The organism is Bradyrhizobium roseum (genome assembly GCF_030413175.1).
Taxonomy (GTDB): domain Bacteria; phylum Pseudomonadota; class Alphaproteobacteria; order Rhizobiales; family Xanthobacteraceae; genus Bradyrhizobium; species Bradyrhizobium roseum.
Genome location: NZ_CP129212.1, coordinates 4,689,482 through 4,714,365, shown reverse-complemented (window position 1 = coordinate 4,714,365; position 24,884 = coordinate 4,689,482). Strand labels below are relative to the sequence as shown.

The 24,884-nt window shown below is 59.7% G+C and carries 28 protein-coding genes; 19 read left to right on the top strand and 9 right to left on the bottom strand.

The features are described from left to right. Window positions 1–122: 122 nt before the first annotated feature. The 3 genes from QUH67_RS22530 to QUH67_RS22520 all read right to left on the bottom strand — a co-directional run bounded on the left by QUH67_RS22530 (window position 123) and on the right by QUH67_RS22520 (window position 1,588). The gene (locus QUH67_RS22530) at window positions 123–713 is read right to left on the bottom strand and encodes a hypothetical protein (protein ID WP_300941335.1); all 591 of its coding nucleotides are present in this window, start codon (window positions 711–713) and stop codon (window positions 123–125) included. Between the two features lie 46 nt (window positions 714–759). After that, window positions 760–1,155, bottom strand: a complete 396-nt coding sequence (locus QUH67_RS22525) for a hypothetical protein (RefSeq protein WP_300941333.1) — start codon at window positions 1,153–1,155, stop codon at window positions 760–762. Between the two features lie 151 nt (window positions 1,156–1,306). Continuing rightward, a complete protein-coding gene (locus QUH67_RS22520; RefSeq protein ID WP_300941331.1) occupies window positions 1,307–1,588 on the bottom strand; it encodes a hypothetical protein in 282 nt (93 codons plus the stop codon). 798 nt (window positions 1,589–2,386) lie between these two features. Between QUH67_RS22520 and QUH67_RS22515 the strand changes: the two genes are divergently transcribed. Then, window positions 2,387–2,590 (top strand): hypothetical protein, encoded by a 204-nt coding sequence (locus tag QUH67_RS22515; protein WP_300941329.1) that lies wholly within the window; start codon window positions 2,387–2,389, stop codon window positions 2,588–2,590. A 50-nt stretch (window positions 2,591–2,640) separates the two neighbouring features. Here QUH67_RS22515 and QUH67_RS22510 read toward each other — a convergent pair whose 3' ends face one another. Further along, window positions 2,641–3,207: a hypothetical protein gene (locus QUH67_RS22510; RefSeq protein ID WP_300941328.1), complete on the bottom strand. Its 567-nt coding sequence runs from the start codon at window positions 3,205–3,207 to the stop codon at window positions 2,641–2,643. A 123-nt stretch (window positions 3,208–3,330) separates the two neighbouring features. Between QUH67_RS22510 and QUH67_RS22505 the strand changes: the two genes are divergently transcribed. Continuing rightward, window positions 3,331–4,254, top strand: coding sequence for a hypothetical protein (locus QUH67_RS22505; RefSeq protein ID WP_300941327.1), 924 nt, complete (start codon window positions 3,331–3,333; stop codon window positions 4,252–4,254). A 371-nt stretch (window positions 4,255–4,625) separates the two neighbouring features. On the opposite strand, the gene QUH67_RS22500 is transcribed toward QUH67_RS22505, so the two are convergent. Continuing rightward, window positions 4,626–5,561, bottom strand: coding sequence for an AlbA family DNA-binding domain-containing protein (locus QUH67_RS22500; RefSeq protein ID WP_300941325.1), 936 nt, complete (start codon window positions 5,559–5,561; stop codon window positions 4,626–4,628). 550 nt (window positions 5,562–6,111) lie between these two features. Between QUH67_RS22500 and QUH67_RS22495 the strand changes: the two genes are divergently transcribed. From QUH67_RS22495 to QUH67_RS22450, 10 genes are all read left to right on the top strand, one after another. Next, complete coding sequence (locus QUH67_RS22495) at window positions 6,112–6,291, top strand: hypothetical protein (protein ID WP_300941324.1); 180 nt, start codon at window positions 6,112–6,114, stop codon at window positions 6,289–6,291. A gap of 40 nt (window positions 6,292–6,331) precedes the next feature. Next, window positions 6,332–6,607, top strand: a complete 276-nt coding sequence (locus QUH67_RS22490; RefSeq protein ID WP_300941323.1) for a hypothetical protein — start codon at window positions 6,332–6,334, stop codon at window positions 6,605–6,607. 5 nt (window positions 6,608–6,612) lie between these two features. Further along, window positions 6,613–6,750, top strand: a complete 138-nt coding sequence (locus tag QUH67_RS22485) for a hypothetical protein (protein WP_300941321.1) — start codon at window positions 6,613–6,615, stop codon at window positions 6,748–6,750. Window positions 6,751–7,187: 437 nt separating this feature from the next. Then, window positions 7,188–7,589: an IS66-like element accessory protein TnpA gene (tnpA, locus tag QUH67_RS22480; RefSeq protein WP_300941319.1), complete on the top strand. Its 402-nt coding sequence runs from the start codon at window positions 7,188–7,190 to the stop codon at window positions 7,587–7,589. Beyond that, window positions 7,586–7,933 (top strand): IS66 family insertion sequence element accessory protein TnpB, encoded by a 348-nt coding sequence (gene tnpB, locus QUH67_RS22475; protein WP_300941317.1) that lies wholly within the window; start codon window positions 7,586–7,588, stop codon window positions 7,931–7,933. Before tnpA ends, tnpB begins: the two co-directional genes overlap by 4 nt. A 47-nt stretch (window positions 7,934–7,980) precedes the next feature. Beyond that, window positions 7,981–9,633 (top strand): IS66 family transposase, encoded by a 1,653-nt coding sequence (gene tnpC / locus QUH67_RS22470; protein WP_300941314.1) that lies wholly within the window; start codon window positions 7,981–7,983, stop codon window positions 9,631–9,633. 766 nt (window positions 9,634–10,399) lie between these two features. Continuing rightward, window positions 10,400–10,945, top strand: a complete 546-nt coding sequence (locus tag QUH67_RS22465; RefSeq protein ID WP_300941311.1) for a hypothetical protein — start codon at window positions 10,400–10,402, stop codon at window positions 10,943–10,945. A 776-nt stretch (window positions 10,946–11,721) separates the two neighbouring features. Further along, entirely contained in the window at window positions 11,722–11,982 is a 261-nt protein-coding gene (locus QUH67_RS22460; RefSeq protein WP_300941309.1) for a hypothetical protein, read from the top strand. Between the two features lie 372 nt (window positions 11,983–12,354). Continuing rightward, a complete protein-coding gene (locus QUH67_RS22455; protein ID WP_300941308.1) occupies window positions 12,355–12,810 on the top strand; it encodes a type II 3-dehydroquinate dehydratase in 456 nt (151 codons plus the stop codon). After that, the gene (locus tag QUH67_RS22450) at window positions 12,807–13,736 is read left to right on the top strand and encodes a 2-hydroxyacid dehydrogenase (RefSeq protein ID WP_300941307.1); all 930 of its coding nucleotides are present in this window, start codon (window positions 12,807–12,809) and stop codon (window positions 13,734–13,736) included. The genes QUH67_RS22455 and QUH67_RS22450 overlap by 4 nt, the downstream gene beginning before the upstream one ends. Here QUH67_RS22450 and QUH67_RS22445 read toward each other — a convergent pair. After that, the gene (locus QUH67_RS22445) at window positions 13,704–14,651 is read right to left on the bottom strand and encodes a LysR family transcriptional regulator (protein WP_300941305.1); all 948 of its coding nucleotides are present in this window, start codon (window positions 14,649–14,651) and stop codon (window positions 13,704–13,706) included. The two genes, QUH67_RS22450 and QUH67_RS22445, sit on opposite strands and share 33 nt — an antisense overlap. Window positions 14,652–14,742: 91 nt before the next feature. On the opposite strand from QUH67_RS22445, the gene QUH67_RS22440 reads away from it, so the two are divergent. The 7 genes from QUH67_RS22440 to QUH67_RS22410 all read left to right on the top strand — a co-directional run bounded on the left by QUH67_RS22440 (window position 14,743) and on the right by QUH67_RS22410 (window position 21,215). After that, entirely contained in the window at window positions 14,743–16,197 is a 1,455-nt protein-coding gene (locus tag QUH67_RS22440; protein ID WP_300941304.1) for a 4-hydroxyphenylacetate 3-hydroxylase family protein, read from the top strand. After that, on the top strand, window positions 16,194–16,697 hold the full coding sequence (locus tag QUH67_RS22435) for a flavin reductase family protein (RefSeq protein ID WP_300941303.1): 504 nt from the start codon (window positions 16,194–16,196) through the stop codon (window positions 16,695–16,697). Before QUH67_RS22440 ends, QUH67_RS22435 begins: the two co-directional genes overlap by 4 nt. Window positions 16,698–16,708: 11 nt before the next feature. Further along, the gene (locus tag QUH67_RS22430; RefSeq protein ID WP_300941302.1) at window positions 16,709–17,119 is read left to right on the top strand and encodes a RidA family protein; all 411 of its coding nucleotides are present in this window, start codon (window positions 16,709–16,711) and stop codon (window positions 17,117–17,119) included. A gap of 189 nt (window positions 17,120–17,308) precedes the next feature. Continuing rightward, window positions 17,309–18,334, top strand: coding sequence for an ABC transporter substrate-binding protein (locus tag QUH67_RS22425; RefSeq protein ID WP_300941300.1), 1,026 nt, complete (start codon window positions 17,309–17,311; stop codon window positions 18,332–18,334). Between the two features lie 82 nt (window positions 18,335–18,416). Further along, entirely contained in the window at window positions 18,417–19,271 is an 855-nt protein-coding gene (locus tag QUH67_RS22420; protein ID WP_300941298.1) for an ABC transporter permease, read from the top strand. Further along, on the top strand, window positions 19,268–20,083 hold the full coding sequence (locus tag QUH67_RS22415; RefSeq protein ID WP_300941296.1) for an ABC transporter permease: 816 nt from the start codon (window positions 19,268–19,270) through the stop codon (window positions 20,081–20,083). The genes QUH67_RS22420 and QUH67_RS22415 overlap by 4 nt, the downstream gene beginning before the upstream one ends. Next, entirely contained in the window at window positions 20,067–21,215 is a 1,149-nt protein-coding gene (locus QUH67_RS22410; RefSeq protein ID WP_300941294.1) for an ABC transporter ATP-binding protein, read from the top strand. The genes QUH67_RS22415 and QUH67_RS22410 overlap by 17 nt, the downstream gene beginning before the upstream one ends. Before the next feature lie 11 nt (window positions 21,216–21,226). Here the strand turns inward: QUH67_RS22410 and QUH67_RS22405 are convergent, their stop codons facing one another. The 3 genes from QUH67_RS22405 to QUH67_RS22395 all read right to left on the bottom strand — a co-directional run bounded on the left by QUH67_RS22405 (window position 21,227) and on the right by QUH67_RS22395 (window position 24,869). After that, the gene (locus QUH67_RS22405; RefSeq protein WP_300941292.1) at window positions 21,227–21,880 is read right to left on the bottom strand and encodes a DUF1028 domain-containing protein; all 654 of its coding nucleotides are present in this window, start codon (window positions 21,878–21,880) and stop codon (window positions 21,227–21,229) included. Between the two features lie 461 nt (window positions 21,881–22,341). Further along, window positions 22,342–23,694, bottom strand: a complete 1,353-nt coding sequence (locus QUH67_RS22400; protein ID WP_300941290.1) for an amidase — start codon at window positions 23,692–23,694, stop codon at window positions 22,342–22,344. Beyond that, window positions 23,691–24,869 carry an MFS transporter gene (locus tag QUH67_RS22395; protein ID WP_300941288.1) on the bottom strand — a complete coding sequence of 393 codons (1,179 nt, stop codon included), beginning with the start codon at window positions 24,867–24,869 and terminating at the stop codon, window positions 23,691–23,693. The genes QUH67_RS22400 and QUH67_RS22395 overlap by 4 nt, the downstream gene beginning before the upstream one ends. Between the last annotated feature and the right edge of the window lie 15 nt (window positions 24,870–24,884).

Sequence of the window (24,884 nt, the reverse complement as noted above, 5' to 3'; positions counted from 1 at the left end):
GCGTACCGATGCGTTGATGTCGCGGGCAGAGGCCGGAAGAATGCGCCGCGTCCAACATCCCCATTATGTCCGGTCGTCACCCGGCGTGTGCATACTGTAACGGGCTAAGTGGGAGATGGTTGCTAGGCGTGCATGCCATTCAATATCCGCCCGACAATGAGCATCAAAGCCAGCGTGCCGATAGCGCTCCAGATAAGAAATGAAACTCTGCGTTTTTCGTGCTCAAGTTCCGCTTCACTCGCCGCATTGGCGGCCGCCGTCGTTGCTTTCACAATGAATGTCGACAAAGCTTCGATCATAGTGTTGGGTTTGCCTTTCGACTTCGAGGCAGCAAAGTCACCACCGACGCCAAGAATGCCTCCTAAGATCGCATATTGCACCTCAATCGGAATGCTAAGAATAGTTGCTGCTCCCAGAATTAGTCCTATGAGGACACCGACGTACGCCAGCGATCCAGAATAACGATAGACTAGGATAAACAGGACGATAAGTCCGAGAACAATGACGGCGAGCGCCCCCACGTCCTTGAGGTTCTGAGTGACCAAAGACGTTGACGCCTCTAGCGCCTCCTTATGCTCTTTCGAAGTCGGATCTTGCAGCCGCTTTGTTATTTCAGCTCTCTTTTCCGACATAGAGACTTTGGAGCAGGCTCCGAAGGCAAATGTAGTTGCAATGCATACAAGTAAAATCAGTCGTCGTGCGGTCGATTGCATATTATGAATCCTGAAAAATGCGGAGGCATGCAAAAGCCCCGACTGGTTACGGGGCGGGCTTGTTGCGCTTCTCAAGGTATGTTCCTGCAATCGTCAAAACTGTACCGACCGCGAACATGAGCATTGTTAGAATGGCAGGGTAGGACAACTGATTATTCTGATAAGCGCCGCCGACTCCTAAGAGCCTATCAACAAGGTCCAGGTCATCGTTAATCTCCTCTACAATATCCTTGTGGAAGGGCTCGCGAAGCAATTTGGGATCGATACCCAGCTGCTTAACGTGCGCTTTGACGCTCAAATATTCTAGAGAGATTGTCGCACGGACTTGCTCTACTGCTCGTTGCGACGCGTTTGGCGTGAGAATTAGCAACTGAACGCCAACCGAAATCAAGATGAAGGCTTTACCGGCTAGGTCGAACCCCAGGTAGAGCGGCATTTTCATGTGCTGACCTCACCAAAAAGCCCCGACTGGTTACGGGGCTGTTCTGGCGCCGAGGGGTGGGGGAGGAGGCGCCGAACCTCTTATTATGGTTGTACCCCGTCAGAAAGGTCAACCTTGCAACTCTCCTGAATCACAGCAACGCAGTTGGTGCTCATGGACACCCCACGGTCGGGATGGTGATGTTGCCAGCAACCTTGGAGTAGTTAAGCTCCATGCTGTTGACGTCTTCCTTCTTCGCATTGGCGGCCACAGCTGTCGCGCTGATGATGGCACCCCGATTGATCTCCTGGCCGATGCCGGCGAGAGCTTCGTCCACCACGCGGCGCATGCAGGTTTCCACGATTTGAACCGCATTCTTGGTGCGCTCATCCTTCTTGACGCTGCCAATGTATTTGTCACGAGCGGTCGTTGTCGCACGGCTCACGAATTCCAACAGCTTCTCACGCTGTTCGTCCGAGATCTCCAGGGGAGCGTTGGAGAGCCCTAGTAGAGAAGTACAAGAAGGACAGGCCTCTAAGCGTTATGGGGCGCTACGCTGGGCGCTCGTGGCAAGCATTTCAACCGACAAGGGTTATCAATGGGCGGTTGTACGCTGTTCGGCATTGGATTCTCTCGAACGTGTTTTGCGACTGGGTACCAGCGTCATTTTCGTACTTCATGTACCAGCACACCGAGGTTGATCGAGTGATGGCCGCGCCGAAGCTGGCTTACTTTGATGTAGCCCACGCAGTTTCGGTAGTTGCGGCAATACCACTAATGCAGCCGAAGATAAGGACTAGTGTGTCGAGGGTGCTACAGGGGTCGAGGGACATCTCGGCGACATTGCTCGAATTCGTTGCCACCACCGAGTAGCGGCGCATGATGCCCTCACAACGAAAGCGAACGACATGTGTGAAGATTTTGGATTCAGGACTTACCGGAAACTGCGCGAACGCAAAGACCGCGGCATTTGGACAATCTTTATCGAGCTGGCCCGGCCGCGCCTGCTTTGGCTGATGGGCGCCTGATGACTCTTAATTCCGCCTCACTTCAAAGATTCGATTCTCCTTTTGGAGGTATCGATGAGCAGCCGAAGGGTTTACCTGGCCTCTGGCGATTTACCGCCGCGCCCGCCGTCAGTGTCACGGGATCTGTTGATGTTCTATGGCGGGATGGTAGGCGGTCTGCTGATAGTCCAAGGCATGACCACCTGCCTCAAGATGTTCGGCCCCATCGTGTGCAGGTACGGCTCATGAGATGGATTGTTGCTGCCTACCTCATCATCGTCATTGGTGTATCAACCCAGCTCTACGGATTCGAGAAGGTGCGGCTGACTTCGGCCCTGGCTGCTGGCGCGTTTTGGCCGCTCGGGGTTGGGCTTTTGCTTGGTCATTCACTCAAGGAATGGCACGACAAAATGGAGGCGAGCCGTGCTCTGGTTACACCAGGTAATTGATTGGCTGATTGGCGAGGAAAACCACCGCACCAAATGGAGATAGGGTATCTTCAGCTAACGCCTAAAGCTGGAAGTGTCGGCCTCTCGAAGGGATGATTTGGACTTCGGATGCAACGCGTAAGGGTTGGCAGGTAGCTTGCCAAGACATTCGCCGTCTCACCATACCACTTGAACTCATTGAGCAAGTCTTTGTCCTTCAGCTTTAGGGCTCGGGGATTACCCATGTGGTGGCTGGATGACAATCGAGGGCCGTCTTTCTCGATCATGAAAATCAGCGGAGAGTGGAGGGCATCATTGCGCTTGTCCTCGAATTTGTCCGCTTGCTTTAGAACCCACAATATCTCTTCCAGAAGATCCTTTCGGTCCGTCAGAGTGGCGGAGGCGAGTCCCTTAAGCATTTCTCGCTGGGTTCTGTCGTTCTTGACAGCGTTCCATATTGCGGCAGGTATGTAACCGTTCTGGATACCCGTAAGAGCCCAAAATATGTCTGAGAGCCTCTCGTGGAGTTTGTTCCAGGAGTAGGCGAGCCAGCCCAGTTGAATAGCGTACGGCTCAAATCGTTTGTCGAGTGCGTCCCACGACGGAATGCTGGCCATAACCTTGACTTCGTCGGACATGTGAAGCCCCGAGTTGAAAGTCTTGCCAATACCACCTTTCTCGAAGCCGCAAAAGGCGTTAGACCCGAAGAGTGCAGCACACTAGGGGGAGCATCCACCCGCTTTTTGGGCAAGGAAGGCGCGATGAAGGAATTCGACTTAGATAAGCTTATCAGCGCGATAATGTTATTGGCGCACATTCAGGCGGGTCTCGTCTTCAAAGCGTCGGGCGTTGCAGAAGTGTTGGCTCCAAATCCAGATAAGCCTGAAGAGCCGAAGGCTGTTGCTTGGTGGAGGAAGTTAAGCTCTCAGGTAGACCTGGACACGAGAGAAAAATACAAGGCCGTGAGCCGAAAGCTCCACGCAGCCTTGATAGAGCAGGACGAGGAGTTCGAGCTCTCCGCCAAAGCGGCCATCGAGCGGCTCGTTCCCTTTCTCGAAGAGTTTGGGTTGCACTTGACGCTGGCGGCGGTGAAACGCTTTCGGAACAGTGTTGAGAGAGGCGAACCGCTATCCCACCCCGTTATAGGTGAAATTTGTAAGCGGCTGCTAGATGAACTCAATCACCAAAGGTTTCTGGGTCTTAGCAGTGAGGTAGGTGCGCTATTTAACACTCAGCAGTTTCCAGCTGATGTTCGGCTCAGATTTCCGTCGGCGTTAGTCGAAATAGACGAGGCGATAAATTGCCTGGCTCTCGAGCGGAGTACAGCAAGCGTCTTCCACTTCATGAGAGTGATGGAGATTGCGGTCAGGGCGGCTGCGAGATGTCTAGGCATCCCCGATCCCGTGCGTGGGATGGACAAAAACTGGGGGAGTATTTTACGAGCCTTCAAGGCTGGTATGGAGCAGAAATGGCAAACTGCGGCCGATAGAATGCTCCCGGACGCCTTGCTCTTCGATAGTCTCTACGTGTCGTTGGATGCGGTTAAGAATGGGTGGCGCAATACAACGATGCACGTTGAAAACACTTACACAGTTGCAGAGGCTCAGCGCATCCGTCACGCGGTTGAGGGGCTGCTTATCATCATGGCGGCGCGTTTCGACGAGAATGGCGACCCTCGCGTCTGAGTGGACAGCCTATGCAGGTCTGTGCGCATAATAGAGCGTGATACGGAGCGCTGCTCTTGTCGGCCTGGCCCTAACGGCCTGCGCCGAACCTTCGATGGTTGAGACCATCAATATCGCCGTGAACAGCGATCACCCGTATTCCTAATACACCCCGTAAGGTCGGCCAGGCCCGCGTCCTGAAACCGGGAGAGCCGGGCGACTGCACCGACATCGCTTTCACCAAGATGACTGAGCTGGCCAAGGCCGGCATTCACTCCATCATGCTCGCCTGCAACCTCACTGGCGGGCAGGGGCACGCTTTCGGACGATGCGAGGGTGCTGGATAACCGGTTTGATGAGGTTGTGGAGTACGGCAACGTGGGGTGCGCGGATTAGTCAGCGAAGGCTAGCATAATTCGTCGATTTAACAGCGCGAGCATTCCGAATTTCTCAATCGTGTATCCGGGTGCCGCGATTGAATACCCGATCAAAAAGGCATCCTGACTGTCGATTAGAGCGGCAGGAAGCGAGATAGCCCAAGGGTTTTCGAACACGGAAAATGCCGTTTCTGCAAAAATAGGAAAGTGCCCCGGGATGCTGAATAACTTCGTCCATTTCCTGATCTGAACGCCAGTGTTCGTTGCGATGATCTGACCGTCTTTAAATCCGGATGGACCTCCATCCAGCCGAACATCAGCGAATATGTTGACGACGGAGTAAAACGAAGGTTGCGTTGAGCGGTTGCCAATGGATGCGCGGACAAGGAAAGGCGCGGTTAGCGGCGGGTTTTCGCCATCCGGTAACTTCAGCTCGTGATCGGGTTGATCTACTAAACCGAACTTTATAAATAATTCAGGAGTGGTTGTGCGATTGAAGGCTTCCCGAATTTCGTAATCTTCCATCACGTCATTGCGGAAATTTCTGCGCCTGTAGTACCGGCCATCCTTTGTCTGATGAACCGTGCGAGATTTCGGTACGGTGATAACGGTGACTACGGTTCCGGCTGCTACCGGAATTTGAAGTATTTTTAGCCCTTCGATTTGCGGTTGGATGTTCTGCTGGATGACCTGTTCAAACCAGAGCCCGTTAAACGGATTGGGGTTCATACCCGCATCGAGCCCGGCTGGTTGATGGTTGTGCTCGGTCATACCGTAAACAAATTGGCCACCTTCGGCGTTGGCCATTGCGGAAATATCCTTGGCCATCTCTCGCTTGCGCTCATTGGTGTTCTCAATGGCGGCAGATGCCTTGTATTCGAGAGTTGAGCTTTCTTGCACCTGGTTGGTGTGCAGCGCCTGCAATTCTTCTATCGTATCAAGCTTCAGCATAACCGGCCTCGGTTGAAAGTCTTGCCAGTATCAGCTTTTCCGGGTGAAATGAAGCTGGCGAATGCGGGGAATGCAATGGATTGCACTGCAGTATCGAGCCTGACCGTTCCAGACGCGATAACATGCGTCGGTCAGGTTCTGTCTCCACTTGGTGCCAAGCTGGCAAGCCTTACCTTGGGTCAAATCTTTCAGAGTATTGTGGCGGTTGGCATTGCGCCTGCCTTGATGGGGAGCGTTGGGCTGCCCTTTCTCCTGGTTGGCAAGATTTTCAACATGCTTACCCGCCGACGGTTCTACCAACCCGATAAGCAAAGCGACGACGCTAGAGATCTTTTCACGAAATGGTACTTGCTCAGCGGGTTTGCGGCATTTGTCACAGGACTATGGGCTGATAACGAATTCCTCCTGTACCCGGGCATATGGTTATTTGCCTGCAGTGCGCTCTTCATGATTAGTGGTAGAACAGTCTGGGGAAACGAAATCGATAAGAATAGCACGCGCGTTTATCGCTAGCTTGCCAACCCACTTGCGGCTGTGTGCATAATAGGGCGTGACCAAGCGAAAGGCCCCGGAAGAGAAAAGCTCAGGAGGGCGGCCTTCCGATTTCAAGCCTGAGTATATTGTTCAAACGGTCAAGCTCTGCCGCCTCGGCACCACGGATGAGGAGCTAGCAGCGTTCTTCGATAAGTCGACCACCACCATCGACAACTGGAAGAAGGCGCATCCCTGAATTTCTTGGTGCCCTAAAAGCGGGTAAGCTTTCGTCAGGCATGGATGTTGCCGACCGGCTCCATCAGCGTGCGATGGGCTTTGAGTACATGGAAGCCAAAGCCCACAAACTCAAAACCGTCGAGTACAAGAACGGAAAAATGGTCAAAGAGACCGAGCGGCTCGAGACCATCATGCTCAAGCGGGTCGTGCCTCCTGACTCCACCGCCTGCATCTTCTGGCTCAAGAACCGTCGCAAGGTCGAATGGCGTGAGCGCGTCGAGGCCCCGCATGATGACGCCAACGAGGTCATCACCCTGGAGATCAGCGACAAGTAATAGGCGTGGCGAAGATCTATCGCCGCCCGAAGCTCTACGCCAACCAGACGGTTGCGTTCTTCGAGCCCTTCGATGCCGGTGGCAATCCTGCTCGTTATTCATGGATCGAGGGTAGTACCGGGAATGATCAGAAGGCTTTCTGAATAGCGAAGCTTGGCCTTCAACCTGAAAGGCGGGTGCAAGTGTTTGATGCGAGTTGTTGCGAGATCGCCCCTCACCAACGTTCGGACCGGCGTATACTTTCTGCATTGTTGCGAATTGCGGGTAGGTAAGAACGCGCCGGGATCTGTGGTTTGCCGCTATGGCAGCATTCGGTTTCTTACGCTTCCACTAATGCAAGCTCTAGGTCCGCCCTAAAGGGTTAGCGATAGGCCCGACTTGAGGTTTCAATAAAGATGCTAATGCCTCGCATCTCCCATCCTCCGTACGGAAGGGGAGATTGTATCTTACCACCGAGATTGCTTAGTCTTAGTACTCAAAGTGACCTAGAAGCCCCCATACCGTATCCCTCCGCCAGAGGCCGTCTTGTTTGAGGGACGCGAGGGCTGCAGGTCCTAGGAGTAATCCTAGGAGAAGCACTATGACGATTTCGCGGGCGGAGGTGATCACATCGGTCGCGCGGCGGCGCCGGTGGTCGCTGGATGAGAAGGAACGGCTGGTTGCAGCATCGCTCGAGCCCGGAGCCAGTGTTTCCGAGGTGGCCCGCGTGGCAGGCCTACATGTGAGCCAGCTGTTCAGGTGGCGCAAAGCGCTTTGCAAGCATGGTGAAGCGAGTACAGCGCCGTTCGTGCCGGTCGAGATTGGGCCGTCTGCACCGCCGCGGGAGGTGGCCAAAGCGCCATTGACGACGACGGCGGCTCGTCCACGGAAGAGCCAGGGCATCATCGAGATTGATCTTGGTAGCGGGCACTGCATCCGGGTCGATGGCGACGTCGATGGAGACGCGCTACGTCGCGTTCTCGATGCTTTGGTACGCCGATGATCCCGGTTCCGACGGGCGCGCGAGTGTGGCTGGCGACAGGCTACACGGACATGCGCCGAGGCTTTCCATCGCTGGCACTCCAGGTGCAGGAGGTTCTTCGCAAGGACCCGCTCAGCGGTCATCTGTTCGTGTTCCGCGGTCGCCGAAGCGATCTTGTGAAGGTGATCTGGCACGATGGCCAGGGAGCCTGCTTGTTCACAAAAAGACTGGAGAGAGGAAAGTTCATCTGGCCATCGGTTGCCGGTGAATCGGTAACGATCTCGCCGGCGCAGTTGAGCTATCTGCTGTCCGGGATCGATTGGCGTAACCCTCAAGAAACCCATCGGCCGACGCGGGCCGGATAGCCGCTTTTACGGTTTGAATCTGCTGCTTGATCTGATTCAATGGCTTCATGATATCGAAGCCGGACGATCTTCCATCGGACCTTGCGAGTGCCCTGGCGGCGCTGCAGGCCGAGCGTGAGGCGCGGCTGCGAGCCGAGGCGGTGGCTGCCAGTGCGCAGGCGGAGCTGTCGGACAACGAGGCGCTGATCGCGCATCTCGAGCTGCGGATCGAGAAGCTCAAACGCGAACTGTACGGGCCGCGCTCCGAGCGCACGGCGCGGCTGATCGAGCAGTTGGAATTGGAGCTCGAAGAGCTGATCACCACGGCGAGTGAGGATGAACTCGCCGCGCGTGCCGCGGCTGCAAAGGTACAGAACGTTCGGGCCTTCACGCGCAAGCGGCCGGTGCGCAAGCCGTGGCCGGACGACATCGAACGCGAGCGGGTCGTCATTAAGGCGCCAACGACCTGCGCCTGCTGCGGTGGGGCGCGCTTGGCGAAGCTGGGCGAGGATGTGACCGAGACGTTGGAGGAGATTCCGCGTCGGTTCAAGCTGATCGAGACGGTTCGAGAAAAGTTCACCTGCCGCGATTGCGAAAAGATCAGCCAGTCGCCCGCACCGTTCCATGCCACGCCGCGCGGCTTCATTGGTCCGCAATTGCTGGCGACGATCCTGTTCGACAAGTTCGGCATGCATATCCCGCTCAATCGCCAGAGCGTGCGCTTCAAGGCCGAGAGGATCGACTTGCCGCTATCGACGCTGGCCGACCAGGTTGGCCACGGAACCTTCGCCGTCATGCCGCTGTTCCAACTGATCGAGCGGCATGTGCTCGCGGCGGAGCGCCTGCATGGCGACGACACCACCATCCGTATCCTGGCCAAGAGCAAGTGCACGACCGGACGAATCTGGACCTATGTGCGGGATGACCGGCCCTACGGTGGGCCTGCGCCGCCAGCGGCGGTCTATTACGCCTCGAGCGACCGACGAGGTGAGCATCCGCAGAAGCATCTGGCCGCCTTCACCGGCATCCTGCAAGCCGACTGCTACAATGGCTTCGAGCCGCTGTTCGACCCGCAGAAGAAAGCGATGCCAATCACGCCGGCATTTTGCTTCGCCCATGCGCGGCGGGGCTTCTTCGAACTGGCCGATATCGAGAAAACCGCCCGGGACGGACAAAAAGGCAAACCGGTCTCCCCGATCGCGCTGGAGGCGGTCAGGCGTCTGGACGCCCTGTTCGAGATCGAGCGCGCCATCAATGGCCGCAGTGCCGACGAACGGCGTGCCGTTCGCCAAGAGCAGAGCAAGCCGCTGCTCGACGACATGCACGCCTGGCTGCTCCGCGAGCGAGAAACCCTATCGCGCTCCGCCGAGGTCCTGAAGCCCATGAACTACATGCTCAGGCGCTGGGACGACTTCGCCCGCTTCCTCGACGATGGCAGGATCTGCCTCAGCAACAACGCCGCCGAAAGAGCGTTGCGCGGCATCGCCTTGGGAAGGCGCAACTGGACCTTCGCCGGCAGTCTGCGTGGCGCTGACCGCGCCGCCATCATGCTGACGATGATCACGACCTGTCGCCTGAACGACGTCGATCCCAAAGCCTGGCTCGCCGACGTCCTCGCCCGCATCGCCGATCTTCCCGTATCCCGTCTGCACGAGCTGCTGCCATGGGAATGGAAGCTCCTGCGCCAAGCCGACAACCCCACCGATCAGCGAGCCGCCTGACCTTCACGCATCGCCATCATAGAACTCGCCGTGCCCGCGCGCATGCGTCAATCAGGCGGTCTTCATCGTATGCGTACCCCATACCTCACACCGGATCAACTTCAAGGGTCGCGCAAGGGGTGAGCCCGACGCTAAGAACCCAATGCCTCTTCATTCGATGCCATAGCTCTATGCATGGACAGAAGGGTGAGGGGGAGGAGGGATGGGATCACGGATACAGCGACGACCCCAAGGTCATGGCGCAATGCTCATGGGCTTCAAAGGCTCGTACCTTGAGGCTAAGGATAAGCCCCGAGACACTCGGCCTAATGCCGGCCATCAAGCCCTGTGATGATTCTGGCGGTCGAATATCTTCGATGCAGCGCCAGGGAGGCATCGAACCTGTCCCTCAGCTCAGCGGTACGAAACGTGAAGGCAACCCTGCCGCTGTCTCGCCACTCATACTCCCACTCCGCTCCTCGGTTTCCGAGCTTTGAAGCAAGCTGCACGTAAGTCTCGATCGTCGCGTCGGTAGCGGTGGTGGCATGTGCAGATCGAAACATCATGTCGTCCTCCGGCAGTCTCAAGGCACGCGCCAAGCAAGTCCCGACAAATCCACTGGGCCTCTATCTGAGCCATCGCCCTCGCGAGGGGCTTGATGGAGAACCCTCGGCCGTAGTCGCGCCCAACGCTGTCCTTGTTGGCGTGCCCCGTGATGGCGTCGTGCAGCTCGACAGTCATGAGTGTGCTATGCTCAGCAGGTGCTGTTGCCGTAACGATGGTCGCTATGAAACATCTGTTTGCGCCGAACTTGAGCCGCGAAGAAGCGCACTATCTTTGCCAACGATATGATTCGGATTCTGACTTCTGGTTTGATGCCGCCGGGCGCAGCATTCGTAGGGGCGATTACTCGCGACAGCATTTCGATACTATTTTCAAATGGAAGACTCGGAACCGCGGAAAGTCCAGGCCACAGAAAAACAAGACCGTAACGATCAAGCGAGCACTTAAGCTGGCCGTAGATAGCGTTGATATCCCGTCTATGGCTCTGAAGTCGTTGGTCCGCTTAGAAGGGGTAGGTGTCCCCGTTGCGTCAGCAATCATGGCGGCGATCTTTCCTGAGCGCTTCACTATTATCGATTTCCGAGCGCTGGAGGCGCTAGGTGCGAAAAGTTTTTCCACCTCCTCGATCAACAGGTATCTTGAGTACGTTAGCTATTGCGTTGCTCTGTCAGCAGAATGGAGCATGAGCCTTCGCGAGCTAGATCGGGCTCTTTGGAAATGGTCGGAAAAGCAAGACGCCGGTCTGCTACAACCTGTTAGGAAGCGCTAGCGTTGGGGGCAGGCGTTAGGGGCAGCGTTGGGGTACGTCAGCTACCCAGCCACGCAAAGTGCAATAAAATCAGTTGCTTAATGAAGAGCTTGGAGACTGGCTGGGGAACCTGGATTCGAACCAGAACAAACAGGCGCAGAGTCTGGTGAAGATCCATCGAACTGTTGGTTCCTGACGCGATCAAGTTAGTCGTCGTCCATCATGTGGTTTGTCGCCTTGTTCGGTTAGCCGCGAGCGGTCTCTCGCCTGAGCAGGCAGATGATCATCGAATGAGGTCAAGAGGATCGCCTTAGCGATCGCTTGCTCGAGTGTTGAACACAGTTCAACTTCCGCTTTGCCGTCCGAAGGTAAGCGTGAACCGCACTCGCAGACAGATCGAATGACGCGGCCATTTGACCGGGCGCGTTGCCCCGCATCAGGCCCTCAAGGCAGGGAGGCGTCGCAATAGGCACCCTCGCAGGCTGGATTTTCGCAAGTAGCATAACTTGTTGAAAGATCAAGACTATCGCTTTTGCGTCGCGCCCATGATGGACTGGATTGACCCACGTTAACTAACGCTGGCTGTCGCTAAAGGAGTTGACGGGGCCCGGCCGCGAATCGTGGTCTGAGCCTCGTTGAGATCCCGAGGCCACTTCCCGAAAATTCAGGCCGCGTGAGGTGTTGTCGCGGTCGGACCATGGCAGTCGGCATGCCATGCCGCGGGTCGCGACCGGCGCGACGGTCATTCTGACAACGGAAAATTCTGTAACGATCTCAATAAGCAAACCGGCTGTGAATTGTCAGAATCTGCTTTGAGACAGCAAAGAAAATTCGAAGACTTCCAAGCTGAATACGAGGGTTCGATTCCCTTCACCCGCTCCAATGTTTTCAACTACTTATCGGATTTGTTGATTTACATTCCGACGAGATCGCAGATCGATTCCGACAAAGGTTCACGTTCTGGCCGTCTGCTGGCGCCGCTTGATGCGCTTTATCTGTGCGTCCTGCTTGGCCCCGTCGTCGTAATGACGGCCGTGCGCCATCGCCTTGGTCGATGACCATTGACCCCCTTCACTAACTGCGTTTCCGTCAAGCTGGACGTGCCCGCCTCGGTAGTCCCGCCATGTCGGTCAAACGACGTGAAGGTCAGCCCGGGACGCAAGCCCGCGGCCAGCGTGATCTTCTTGCGCGCCCACGTTGTGACGTCGAAAGCGTTTGCGCCTTGTGTAACGAGGCAACTGCAGCACCGAACGTCCAATCGTTGGCGCGGATCGTATCCGTGCTTCACCCATACTTAAATCCGTCGAAGCGCATAGTTTCTTTTGATTTCTACCGCGAGGAAAGGCTCTTTAAGCTTTGGGCATGCGCGGACGGCGTCGTCTTGGCCCAAGCGATGCCCGACTTCCCTGCGGACAGATGTGAAAGCGACCATGACCTCACCGACCGTCTATTTCCTCAATGGCCCCAATGCCAATCTCTATGGGCTCGACAAGAGCGGCACCTATGGCCGGGAGAGTTTCGTCTCCATCAGGAAGCGCTGTGAAGATCACGCCGCGTCACTCGGCCTGACCGTCGACTTCCGTCAGTCCAATCATGAAGGCGTTCTGGTGGACTGGATCCAGGAGGCGCGGGAAAAGGCGGAGGGGATCGTCATCAATGCCGCCGGCCTCACTTATTCGTCGGTCCCCATCCTCGATGCCTTGCTCGCTTTCGAGGGGCCGATCATCGAAGCGCATATGAGCAATATCTGGAAGCGGGAGCCGTTTCGCCACCATTCGTACGTCTCGCGCGCAGCGACCGGCGTGATCGCGGGGCTCGGCGCGCTCGGCTATGAGCTGGCGCTGACCGCGGTGTCGCGCCTGATCGCCGAAAAGACCGCGCCATGACGCGGGAGGTGATGGCGTTCCACAGCGCCCTCGACAACTTCGAAACATGGCGCGCGGCGCTTTCGGCAGAGGGCATCGATCTTCGCCAGGCCGATGATATCGCAGATCCCGCCAGCGTACGGCATGCACTGGTCTGGAAGCCGCCGCATGGGTTTTTCGCCCACTATCCAAATCTCGGACTGGTGGTCAATCTCGGCGCCGGCGTTGACGCGCTGGTCGGGCGCGATGATCTGCCGGACGTGCCGATTACCCGGCTGTCCGATCCGAAGATGGCGCGGATGATGGCCGGCTATGTGCTGTTCGCGGTGACGCGTCACGCGCGCGACATTCCGGCCTTTGAGCGCGCCCAGCGTGCGCGCCGCTGGCACTACATTCATCCGCGCGATCCCGAGACCATCAGCGTCGGCGTGCTCGGTCTCGGAGAACTCGGGCTGACGGCGGCGCTCGAATGCGCGCGTCAGGGCTACCGCGTGCTCGGCTGGTCGAATACGCTGAAATCCGTCGAGGGTATCGAGACATCGGCGGGCCTGCGCGCATTGCCAGATGTTCTCGCTTCCAGCGACATTCTCGTTTGCATGCTGCCGCAGACGCCGCAGACCCGGGGTCTGCTCGACGCGGAACGCCTGATGCAGATGAAGCGCGGCGCGGCCTTCATCAACGTGTCGCGTGGCAGCATTGTCGACGAGCCGGCGCTGATCGACGCGCTGCGCTCCGGTCACATCGCCGAAGCGACCCTGGACGTGTTTGCCGCCGAACCGCTGTCGCCGGAAAGCCCGCTATGGGCCATGGATAATGTGCTGGTGACGCCGCATCTGGCTTCGGTGGCGTTGCCGGGATCGGCGGCGCGCCAGATCGGCGAGAACGTACGCCGACTTCGCGATGGCGAGCCGCTGCTAGGCCGCGTCGATCCCCGACGGGGCTATTGAGCCGGGCGCGAACTGCCCGCCGGCGGAAAAGGCTTCGCGGGCGTAGTCCGCGAATGTCTGCACCGCGGGCCGCAAGGCATGGCGCTTCAGGCGAAGCGCCATCACATGGGTTGGCGGCAGCTTCTCGGTGATGGGCACCACGGCGACGCGGCTGCCGTCATATCCGATGGTGGTGCGCGGCACGGCGTTGTGGATCGAATATCCCTGCTTGTGTCCGATCAATCCGCGGATCAGCTCGAACGACCGGGTCCGGAACGAGATGCGAGGTTCGATGCCGCAGGCCATGAACAGGCTGGCGAAGTAATCGCGCGAATGCGGCAGATCGAGCAGGATGAACGGCTCCTCCCGCATTTCGGGCAGGCTGATCGAGGATCGGTTCGCCAGCGGATGATCGGCTGCCAGCACGAGATATGGCGGGAGGTCGCAGAACCTCTCACCCACGATCTCGTCCGGGACGGCGAAGGAATAGGACAGCGCCAGCTCCGTTCGCCCTGAAATCAAGCCGTCGATGATTTCCTGCTGGTCGCCTTCTTCCAGTTTCACCGAGATACCCGGCTGGCGCGCGCGAAACCCCGACAGCAGACCGGGCATGAAGCGCGTGGCCAGGGTCAGGAAGCTGCCGACCACGATCTCGCCGTGCAGGGTGCTGCCAAGTGAATGTGCGCTCTGGGCGAAATCGCGGGCATGATTGAGCAGCAGCCGGGCGTCGTTCACCAGCCGCTGGCCGGCGGGGGACAGGGTGACGCCTTTGGCAAGATGGCGAACGAAGATCTGGACCCCCAGTGCCGTCTCCATCTGGCTGAGTGCCGCCGAGATCGACGGCTGCGAGACGTTCAGGCGCTTGGCCGCTTCCGTCACGCTGCCCGCGTCGGCCGTCTCCACCACGTAACGCAGCGCCCGGAGGGAGAACTTCATCGTGTTTTCCTATGCATCTCCAAAGATAAAAATATTATGCTTATGATAGGCCGTCCGTCACCCTGTCGTCCAGTCGAACAGGAGCCGATCAATGATCCGTACGGGCGAAGAGTACAAACAGGGCATTCGCGATGGCCGCGAGGTCTGGATCGATGGCGAGCGCGTCAAGGATGTGACCGCCCATCCGGCGCTGAAGCCGATCATCGACATCAAGGCCCGCATGTACGACATGGCGCGTGAAGAGCGCTACGCCGGCGATCTGACCTATGTCGAGGGCAACGAAAAGCATTCGATCTTCTACCGGCCGCCGACGGAGCAGAAGGACTGGCACGACAAGGTCAAGGCCGTCGATCACGTCATGAAGGACATCGGCGGCGTCGTGACCCGCGTCGGCGATGAAACCATTGGGGAAATGTGGTCGCTGACCGACGGCCGCGATGTGCTGGCCGAAATCGATCCCCGCTTCGCCGCCAATATCGACCGGCATATCCGCGCCGTGGTCGAAAAGGACATTTTCCACGTTTCGGCCAATACCGATCCCAAGGGTGATCGCTCGCTGCCGCCGCAGCAGCAGGACCCCGACCTCATGGTTCACGTCACGCGCGAGACTGATGCCGGCATCATCATTCGCGGCGCCAAATACGAGACCGCCGCGGCCTATGCCGACCAAGCCTATCTGAAGCCGACCGTCGGCGCCTGGGCCAACGAAAAGCTCTCCGATTATGCGGTGGGCTGCATCGTCAAGATGGGTGCGCCGGGTGTGAAGCACATCTGCCGCGGCGGCTTTGCCGATCGCAGCAGCGCCCGGGACTATCCGCTCGCCAGTCGCTTCGACGAGGTCGAGGCGCTGGTGGTGTTCGATGACGTGCTGATCCCCTGGGAGGACGTGTTCTTCTATCGCCATACCCGCGCGGCGCAATTCGTGCGCTCCACGCTGCATCGCTATTCGGCGTTTCCCTACGTGCTGCGTCTGCTCTACACCGCCGACATGATGATCGGCGCGGCGATGTGGAACGCGAGGCAGACCGGTCTCGACAAGCTGCAATCGGTGCGCGAGAAGCTCGCCGATCTCGTCTGCTACCGTGAAGGCATCAACGCGCATCTCACCGCCTCGATCGCCCTTGCCGAGAAGAGCCCGGGCGGCCTGCTGATGCCGCAGCAGTCGATGCTCTATGCCGGCCGTGTGTTCGCCTGTTCGCAGCTTCCGGCCATGATGCACATCGCCCGCGAGCTCTGCGGCGGTCAGATCTGCATCACCCCGAATGCCGATGCGTTCGATGCCGAGGGCAGCGGCAAGTGGCTGAACAAGTTCTATTCGCTCAACGATCAGTGGCAGGCCGACGATCGCCGCAAGCTGCTGGCGTTCGCGCGCGATCTCTTGAATTCCGATTATGCCGGCCACCGGCTCACCTTCGTGCAGTTCGCGCAGGCGCCGCACTTCAATCACCTGGCCGCGGTCTACAACAGCTTCGACTTCTCGGGCCCGCTGGATTTCGTGAAGAAGTCCGCCGGTCTGTCGGACCGCATCGATGGGGTGAAGCCGTGAGCGTTGCGACGCATCCGGTCGTCGAGGTCGAAACCTTTCGCGACGCCATGCGGATGACCGCCTCGGGCGTCGCGGTGGTGACCACCGATGGCGAGGCCGGGCGCGCGGGCGTCACGGTGTCGTCGCTGTGCTCGTTGTCGATGGCGCCGCCATCGGTGGCGTTCAGCGTTCACCGAGACAATCGCGGGCTCGAGAAGCTGCTCGCCAACGGCGTGTTCGTCGCCAACGTTCTGGCCGACGCGCAGGAGCGCGTCGCCAACAGCTTTGCGGGGCTGATCCCGGAATGGCGCGACAACCGGTTTCTCGCCGGCGACTGGACGGAGCTGCTCACCGGCGCGCCGGCGCTGGATGGCGCGCTGTGCAATTTCGACTGCCGCGTCGCCAGCGTGTTCGATTTCGGCTCGCACCGCATCGTCGCGGGGGAGGTGCTGAGTGTTCGCAACCGGGCTGCACTGCCTTTGATCTTTTCCGATCGCACATTCCGTCGTCTCGCCGCCTGAGGATCCGACCCATGACCACCCATCAGCGTTTCCGCAAGTTCAACACCCGGGAGGCCTACCCGGAGCAGTCGCTCGATAACGACGTATGCATGGTCGTGCGCGCCAACAACACCGTCTATGTGCGCGGCCAGACCGCAATGGATCTCGACGGCAAGATCGTCGGCATCGGCGATGCCGCGGCGCAGACCGAGAATGCCATGGCTTGCGCCAAGGTGCTGTTGGAAGAGGCAGGTTCGTCGCTGCAGGACGTGGTGAAGATCGTCATCTACATCACCGATCGCGCCTATCGCGAGCCGGTCTATCGCGTCGTCGGCAAATGGTTGAAGGGCGTCTATCCGGTTTCGACCGGGATCATCGTCCAGGGCCTCGCCAAGCCGGAATACCTGATGGAAATCGATATCATTGCGGAAATTCCGGCTTAGCTCCGCGCCGGTTGTCGACACCGAACGGCAAATGCGATCGTTCTCGCGCGCGATCTTCCGAGAGGATGATCGACGACGTGGCGCGCCCTATAAGCACTTGAAAAATCTCGATAAATTCGCCTGTTTGGCATGATCCTTGCTTTTATTTCCACGTCCTAATCCCAGTGAGGTTTCGAGATGAAGCGCGCCTTGAAGTTTACTGCACTGATGTTGCTGTCGACGCTTGCGATCGGCGGGCAGGCTACCGCACAGGAGAAGCTGGTGGTCAGCACCTGGGGTGGAAGTTTCCGCGATCTGATCGATGAAGCGATCGCGAAGAAATTCACCGCCGAGACCGGCGTGAAGGTCGAATACATCACCGGCGGTACGATCGACCGTCTGAATCAAGCCAAGCTTGCTGCCGCCAAGCCCGAGAGCGACGTCACCTTCACGACGGCCCATGTCGGCTGGCTCTACGCCAACGACAATCTGTTCGAGAAACTCGACATGGTGAAGATTCCGAACGCCGGCCATCTGGTCGCGCAGGCCAAGATCAGTCCCTACCACATCGGCGCCTGGGCCTACGTCTACACCATCGGCTATCTGCCCGACCGGCTGCCCAAGGGCGTCAGCTTCGAGAGCTGGGAAGGCCTGTGGAATCCGGCGCTCAAGGGCATGGTCGCTTCGCCCGATTTCGATCCGAGCCATGTGATGGTCGTGGCGGCGAAATTGTCGGGAGGTGATGCTGCGAACTGGGAAGTCGGCGAAGCCAAGATGAAGGCGCTGAAGTCGAACTACAAGGCGTTCTACACCAACGACGCCAACAGCCAGCAATTGTTCGCAACGGGTGAGACCCCGGTGCAGGTCGTGCTGTCGATGAACGCCTATTACATGCAGGGGCAGGGCGTGCCGATCAAGCTCGCGATCCCGAAGGAAGGTGCGGTGCTTGGCGTCGATACCATGGGCATCACCAAGGGCTCGGCCAAGGCGGAACTGGCCTACAAGTTCATGAACATGGCCCTCGATCCCGACGTGCAGGCCAGGATCGCTGAACTGAAGAAGGGCAGCCCGGTGGTCGACAACGCCAAGCTCAAGCCCGAAATCGCGGCGCTGCCGGGCGTGTTCTCGACGCCGGATCAGTGGGCGAAGCAGTCCCTGGTGATCGATGCCAAGCTGCGCGCCGAGAAGACCGCCATTTGGCGCAAGTGGTTCACCGAAAACATCATGGCCCCCTGAACGATCCGGGTCGCGATCCGGCCGGCGCCGCCGGATCGCGATCCATCGTTCTGATCCGGGCCTGTCACCGCCGAGTTTGTCCATGAACACACGTCCGTTTCTGGGATGGTTTGTTTCGCCGGCCGGCCTCGTCGCGATGGGGCTGCTTGCTGCGATGCTGGCCGTGTTCCAGTACAGCGTACGGACTTACGTTCCCGGCACCCTCGAAGTCGGCGGATTCACCTGGGCAAATTTCGAAGCCATGTTGCGGCCGCTCTACGCCATGGCATTCTGGAACACGGTGCTGATATGTTTCGAGACGGCGGTCTTCACGCTGTTTCTGGCCTATCCGCTAGCCTATGCGCTGGTGCGTACCTCTAGCCCGGCGCTGCGCTCGTTCATCCTGATCGTCTCGGTCACGCCGCTGTTTCTGGGGGAGGTGGTGCGGACCTATTCCTGGATGATCGTGCTCGGCAATAACGGCTTCCTGAATACGGTGCTGCTCAAGCTAGGCCTGCTGGATCGACCGGTGCAGATGATGTTCACCGCCGGCGGGGTGATCGCGGCGCTGGTGCATGTGACCATGCCGATCATGGTGATCATGCTGGCGGCGGCGCTGTCGCATATCGACCGCAATTACGAAAAGGCCGCCGAGAGCCTCGGCGCCGGACCGATACGGATTTTCATGACGATCACGCTGCCGCTGTCGATGCCCGGCGTCGTCGCCGGCTTTTCCACCGCCTTCGCCTGGACGTTCAGCGCCTTCGCGACACCGCAGTTGATCGGCGGCGGCCGTGTCAGCACGGTGTCGACGCTGATCTATCAACTCGGCTTCTCGTCGTTCAATTTCCCGTTCGCCGCCAGCCTCTCCATCGTCGGCCTCGCATTGTCGCTCGCCGTGATCGCGTTGCTGAAGAAGGCCGCCAGCCCGCTCGAACGCATGGCGGGAACGACATGAGGCGGTCTCCCGGCGCCATGCTGCTGCGATGGTCCGGCCGCGCCGTCGTCGCCGCTATCCTGCTGTTCGTGCTGCTGCCCGGCGTCGTGGTTGCGATCTCGGCCTTCAATGACCGCGCGATCCTGCAGTTTCCGCCGCAGTCCTGGTCGCTGCGCTGGTTCTGGCGGGCGTTTTCCTATGCCGATTTCGCCAAGGGCTTCTGGAACGGCCTGACGGTGACGGTATGGGCGTCGAGTATCGCGCTGCTGATCGGCTCGGCCTTCGCCTGCGCGATTCACCGCTATCAATTCGTGCTCCGAGACCTGCTCGAAGGCATCTTGCTGTCGCCGCTGATCATTCCGCATTACACCATCGGCCTTGGCATGCTGATCCTTGCATCGCAGACCAATGTCGGCCGCGGCTTTCCGCTCGTCATCTTCGCGCATGTGGTGATGGTGCTGCCCTTCGTGATGCGCAGTACCTACATTTCGCTGCAGAATCTCGACACGAGGCTGGAACTGGCGGCGTCCAGTCTGGGCGCCACGCCGCTGCGTATCCTGTTCACGGTGACGATCCCGCTTTTGATCCCCGGGCTTCTGAGCGGCTGGCTGTTCGCGGCGATCCTGTCGTTCAACGAATTCACCGCGACGTTGTTCGTCAGCAGCCAGGCGACGCAGACGCTGCCGGTCGCGATGTACAATTACGTTCGCGAATTCGCAGATCCTACGCTGGCCGCATTGTCGGTCATCTACATCGTCGTGACCGCGACCTTGCTCACGGTCGCCAATTCCTTCCTGGGCCTCGGGAAAATCCTGAATGTTGATGCGCACTGATCCGTTGACGGCAAACACGCAGTCCGCGGCCGGCGAGAAGGTCCGGCCGGCCGTGCAGCTCGACGGCGTCACCAAGCGCTTTGGCGATTCCGTTGCGCTGCACGAGGCCTGGCTCAAGATCCGGCCGTGCGAGTTCATGACCCTGCTCGGACCGTCCGGCTGCGGCAAGACGACGCTGCTCAATCTGGTCGCCGGCTTTCTAGAGGCCGATAACGGCGAGATCTTCATCGACGGCGATCTGGTCACCGAGACCCCCGCGCACAGGCGCGAGATCGGCATCGTGTTCCAGAATTACGCGCTGTTCCCGCATATGAGCGTCGCCGGCAACATCGCCTATGGCCTGAAGACCCGCGGCGTCGACAAGAAGGAGATCGTACGCCGGGTCGATGACGCGCTGGCCCTGGTCAAGCTCACCGGCTTCGCGGACCGAAAGCCGCGGCAATTGTCCGGTGGCCAGCAGCAGCGTGTCGCGCTCGCGCGTGCGCTCGTCATCAAGCCGAAGGTGCTGCTGCTCGACGAGCCGTTCTCGGCGCTCGACAAGAACCTCCGTGGCTCGATGCAGGTCGAACTCAAGCAGATCCAGCGCGAACTCGGCGTCACCACGATCTTCGTCACGCATGATCAGGGCGAGGCGCTGTCGATGTCGGACCGTATCGCGGTGATGTCGGCCGGACGTATCCGCCAGATCGCAGCCCCCGATGACGTCTATCGCAGGCCGGCCGATCGCTTCGTCGCCTCCTTTGTCGGTGATGCCAATGTTCTCAATGGCCGGCTCGTCGAGCGGCGCGGTGAGGTCGCGGTGGTTTCGATCGGCGATATCAGCGCCCGTGTTCCTGCGGCGCCGATCGCGGCCGTCGCGATCGGGGAGGCCGTCGATGTATTCGCGCGGCCGGAGCATCTGTCGGTGACAGCGCAGGGTGCGTCAGGATCGTTGTCGGGTACCGTGACGACGCAGGTGTTCCAGGGCGGCCATGTCGATCTCCTGATCGACGCGCCCGGCGTCTCGGATGCGCCTATCCTGGTGCGGGTGCCCGGCATTGCCGCGCTGTCCTCCTGTCCGGTCGGAGCCGGGGCCGGACTGACCATCTGCTCCGAGGACATCGTGGCCTTTCCGCCGGGCGACGCGCCGTGAGGCGCGCACGCCTAGAACGACGGCGCGGCGCCCGGATTCATCGCCCGCGCGACATAGTCCTTCTGCTGCGGCCGGTAGCGCTCCCACAGCGCGCGCAATTCGCCGATCGGCGCGTCGTGCCAGTCGACCCGCAGGTCGACCACCGGCCAGTCGAAGATATGAGCCACATGCAGACCCGCGGCATGCTCGTCGTCCGTTTCCCCGCCGGCATCGAGGCCGGCTTCGAGCGCCGACATCAATCGCTCCGCCAACGGCTGTCCGGCCGTCGCTTCGAAACGCGCGATCATTGTGCTCGGCACTTTCTCGTCGGCAAGCAGGTTGCCGAGCGCAAGGCAACCGGCGCCTTCGGCGATCGCGACGGTCGGCAAGGCCTGGGCGCCCGAATGCCAGGCCACCTGGCCGTAGCGGTCGATCACGCCGACCTGCCGCCACGTCGGTTGCGGCGTGCCGAGCATGAGGTTGTTGACGACAGCACCGGCGCCGAGGCCGTGGCGGAGCAGCGCGAGGCCGGCCGGGCCGAGCGCCGGGTCGGTGACATTTTGCGATACCACGACGCCCAGCGGCCCCACCCATGCGCAGCGCGCCGGCACCGCGATGCTGGACGAGGTGATGGCGATGCCGAACGCGCCGCTCTCCGGGCACCGTGCCGAGATGGAATAAGTCATCGTGATGCTCCCGTAATTGCCAAGCATAGAAGTATAGATTATCCAAACTATAATATAAATCCTTTAAAATGCACAGTAATGTAAGTATAGATATGAGTTGATGTTGTATAAAGGTATTGCGACGCGTGCCTCCTTTGCTGAAACCTCGATGCCGTGACCGGCGACGGCGTGTGTAATGATGGGACAAAAGACCGATCGATCGACAAGGATGCGGAACCAGCGCCTCGCTTGGCGCGCGCTTTCCAAATCTCTATTCACCGCACTTGATTGATCGGCGCCGGCGCTCCGCCCAAGGTTCAAAACCACTGTGATGAACCACCAGCTCGAATTTGTTAAACGATGGATGGAGCCGAGCCTTCAATTTCTTCATTCAGTTAAGCCCGGCATGTGCACCGGGGGGACAAGAAGGTCGTGCGACATCCAGTGCGCCAATCGGGATAGCATGCGAGACGCGTGAGCGGTCATGGGTGTATCTCAGCCTCAATGCGCATTGTCGCACGCAGCAACATCCGGTCTCGTCCCCTTCGCGCGATGATCTGGAGTCCGAACGGAAGACCACTCGCGTCGTGGCCGCAGGGGATTGAAATTGCCGGTAGGCGTGCGTGATTGACGAAAGGCGTGAATACGGCGTGAGCCCGAGGGGCGACTTCCGTGCCGTCGATCATTTTTGGGCCGAGTTGTACCAGGGGCCAGGCAACACAGGGAACGGTCGGCGCCAGCAGAAGGTCGAACTCGCCAAAGAATTCAGCGAACGCGGCTCTGATGGCAGCGCTTGCGCCAAGGCCGGCAGCCACCTCGGGCCCACGCAAGGCAAGACCGCGTTCGATCTGTCTGGCCACGTCCGGATCAAATTGTCCGGGGTCTTGCTGGAAGTCCGCACCATAGAGCGCGGCGAGTCCCGCATGTTGCAGCGGCATCAGCGCTTCCTCGGTCGCGCCGGGCGGCCAGACCGGATCACGACGGACAATTCGCTGTCCTCTTGTGCCGAGATGTTCGACGAGCACCTCCAGCCTTCCGGCGATGGCCGGATCAACGGGTGTGTCGAGCCCCAGCTTCGGCGAGAATGCGACACGCAGGCCAGCCAGATCGACGTCACCGCTTTCAACCCAGGTGGAATCAGAATCACGGGGATCGAGGCCCGCCATGGTTTCGAATGCGAGCGCTGCATCGGCCACGTTTCGTGCGATGGGCGCGATCACGGATATGTCGAAGAACGGCTCGGCGAACCCGGGACCATATGGAATGGCGCCATATGATGGCTTGAAGCCGACCACGCCGACATGGGCCGGAGGGCGCCGGCTGGAGCCACCGGCGTCCGTGCCGATCGCCAGCGGTACAAGGTTCGCTGCGACAGCCGTTGCCGGGCCGCCCGACGAACCACCCGGCGTCAACTCCGGATCAAGCGGATGCCGCGTTGGCCCGAACAGCGGCGAGGTCGTCACGCCCTTGCTGGCGAATTCAGACGTGGCACCCATGCCCACCACGACAGCTCCCGCCCTTTTCAATCGCTCCACGGCGATGGCGTCACGCGGTGCCACAAAGCCGGAGAAAAGCCGGGATCCTTGCGTGACCCGCCAGCCGTCCACCCAGATATTGTCCTTGATGACGATCGGGACCCCGGCGAGCGGCATATGCTCACCGCCTTGCAGGCGGTGATCGATCATGGCCGCTTCCGCAAGTGAGACTTCGGCGTTGACGGTCACGACCGCGTTGAGCGCTTGTGCCGCGGCAATGCGATCTAGGGCGTCGCGGGCCGTTTCCACGGCTGACGCTTTCCTTGCCGAGACGGTGGCCGCGATTTCTCGCGCATTCATTGTGCGTTTCCCCGGATGAGCGCTGCCGTCCCGCTGAAAGCGAGGATGGCAAGGCTGACAAATGCGCCGGCGAGGCCGGCGAAGCTCTCAATGGTTGAAATGATGACAGGTGTCGCCAACAGGCCCGCATATGAAGCCGTCAACACGGCTCCCGTCGTTTCGCCGATGCGGTCTTGCGGGGCAAGCCGTGCGACCTCCGCGAGGAATACACCGTTCCAACCGCTGGCCGTAACACCGAATGCAGCAGCCAGCGCATACTGTCCCGATTTGCCGAGTATACCGCCGCAAAATCCGAACGTGGCCGCACATGCGGTCATTCCCAGCCCGAGGCCGATCAGAACCAATCTTGCGGACCCGATGCGCATCGCAAGAAATCCCCATCCGAGCCGTCCCAGCAAACCTCCGGCCTGCGCACAGGCAAGTGCCGCGCCGGCTTCGAGATGGCTGAGCCCGATTTCGCGGACGCCGAGCGTGACAAAATAAGTGTTGAGCGCAAGCTGCATTCCGCTGAAGGGCATCGAAGCCACGGCAAGAGCTGCGATGCGGCGGTCGGAGCTTACCAACGCCAGTCGCGCACGCATGCCGAGTTGCGGCGGCGCTTGCGCCATGCCTTCGTATCGGGGGCGTAGCCACTCGAATGCGACGATCCCGCAGATGGCACAGGCGGCTACCGCTGCGTAGGACCACTGTGGCGCAAGCCAGATGGCGATCGCGGGCAGGGCAAGCGAGCCGCAGACGGCGCCAATCTGGTTGCCGGTCTGGCGCAGCGAGAATACCAGCGCCCGTCGCTGATCGGTAACCAGTCTGCCCAGCAATGCCGTACTGGCGGGCGTCTCGGGACCGAACGCAAGGCCGAGACAAAGCCCAGCCAACAGCAGCGCAGAACCCGACCCGAACGCTGCGAGCGCCATGCTGGTGACGACCGCGCCGGCGCAAAGACTTGCCATACGCAGCGATCCGAGTCGGTTGATCAGGCCACCCGTCCAAAAGGACGTGACGACGCCGACGGCGAATACCGCCGTGGAAAACATCGAAAGGCTGGCAATATCGAGATGGGCGGAAGGCGCGACCGCACCTGGCGCAAACAGCGCCAGAGCCACCAGGGCCTGCAGCCACGTCATGGCCGCGAGTGCTGGCAGGAGTGCTGGCCGACCTGCCGCAGGTGCGTGTATCATGCACCCGGACCTGGT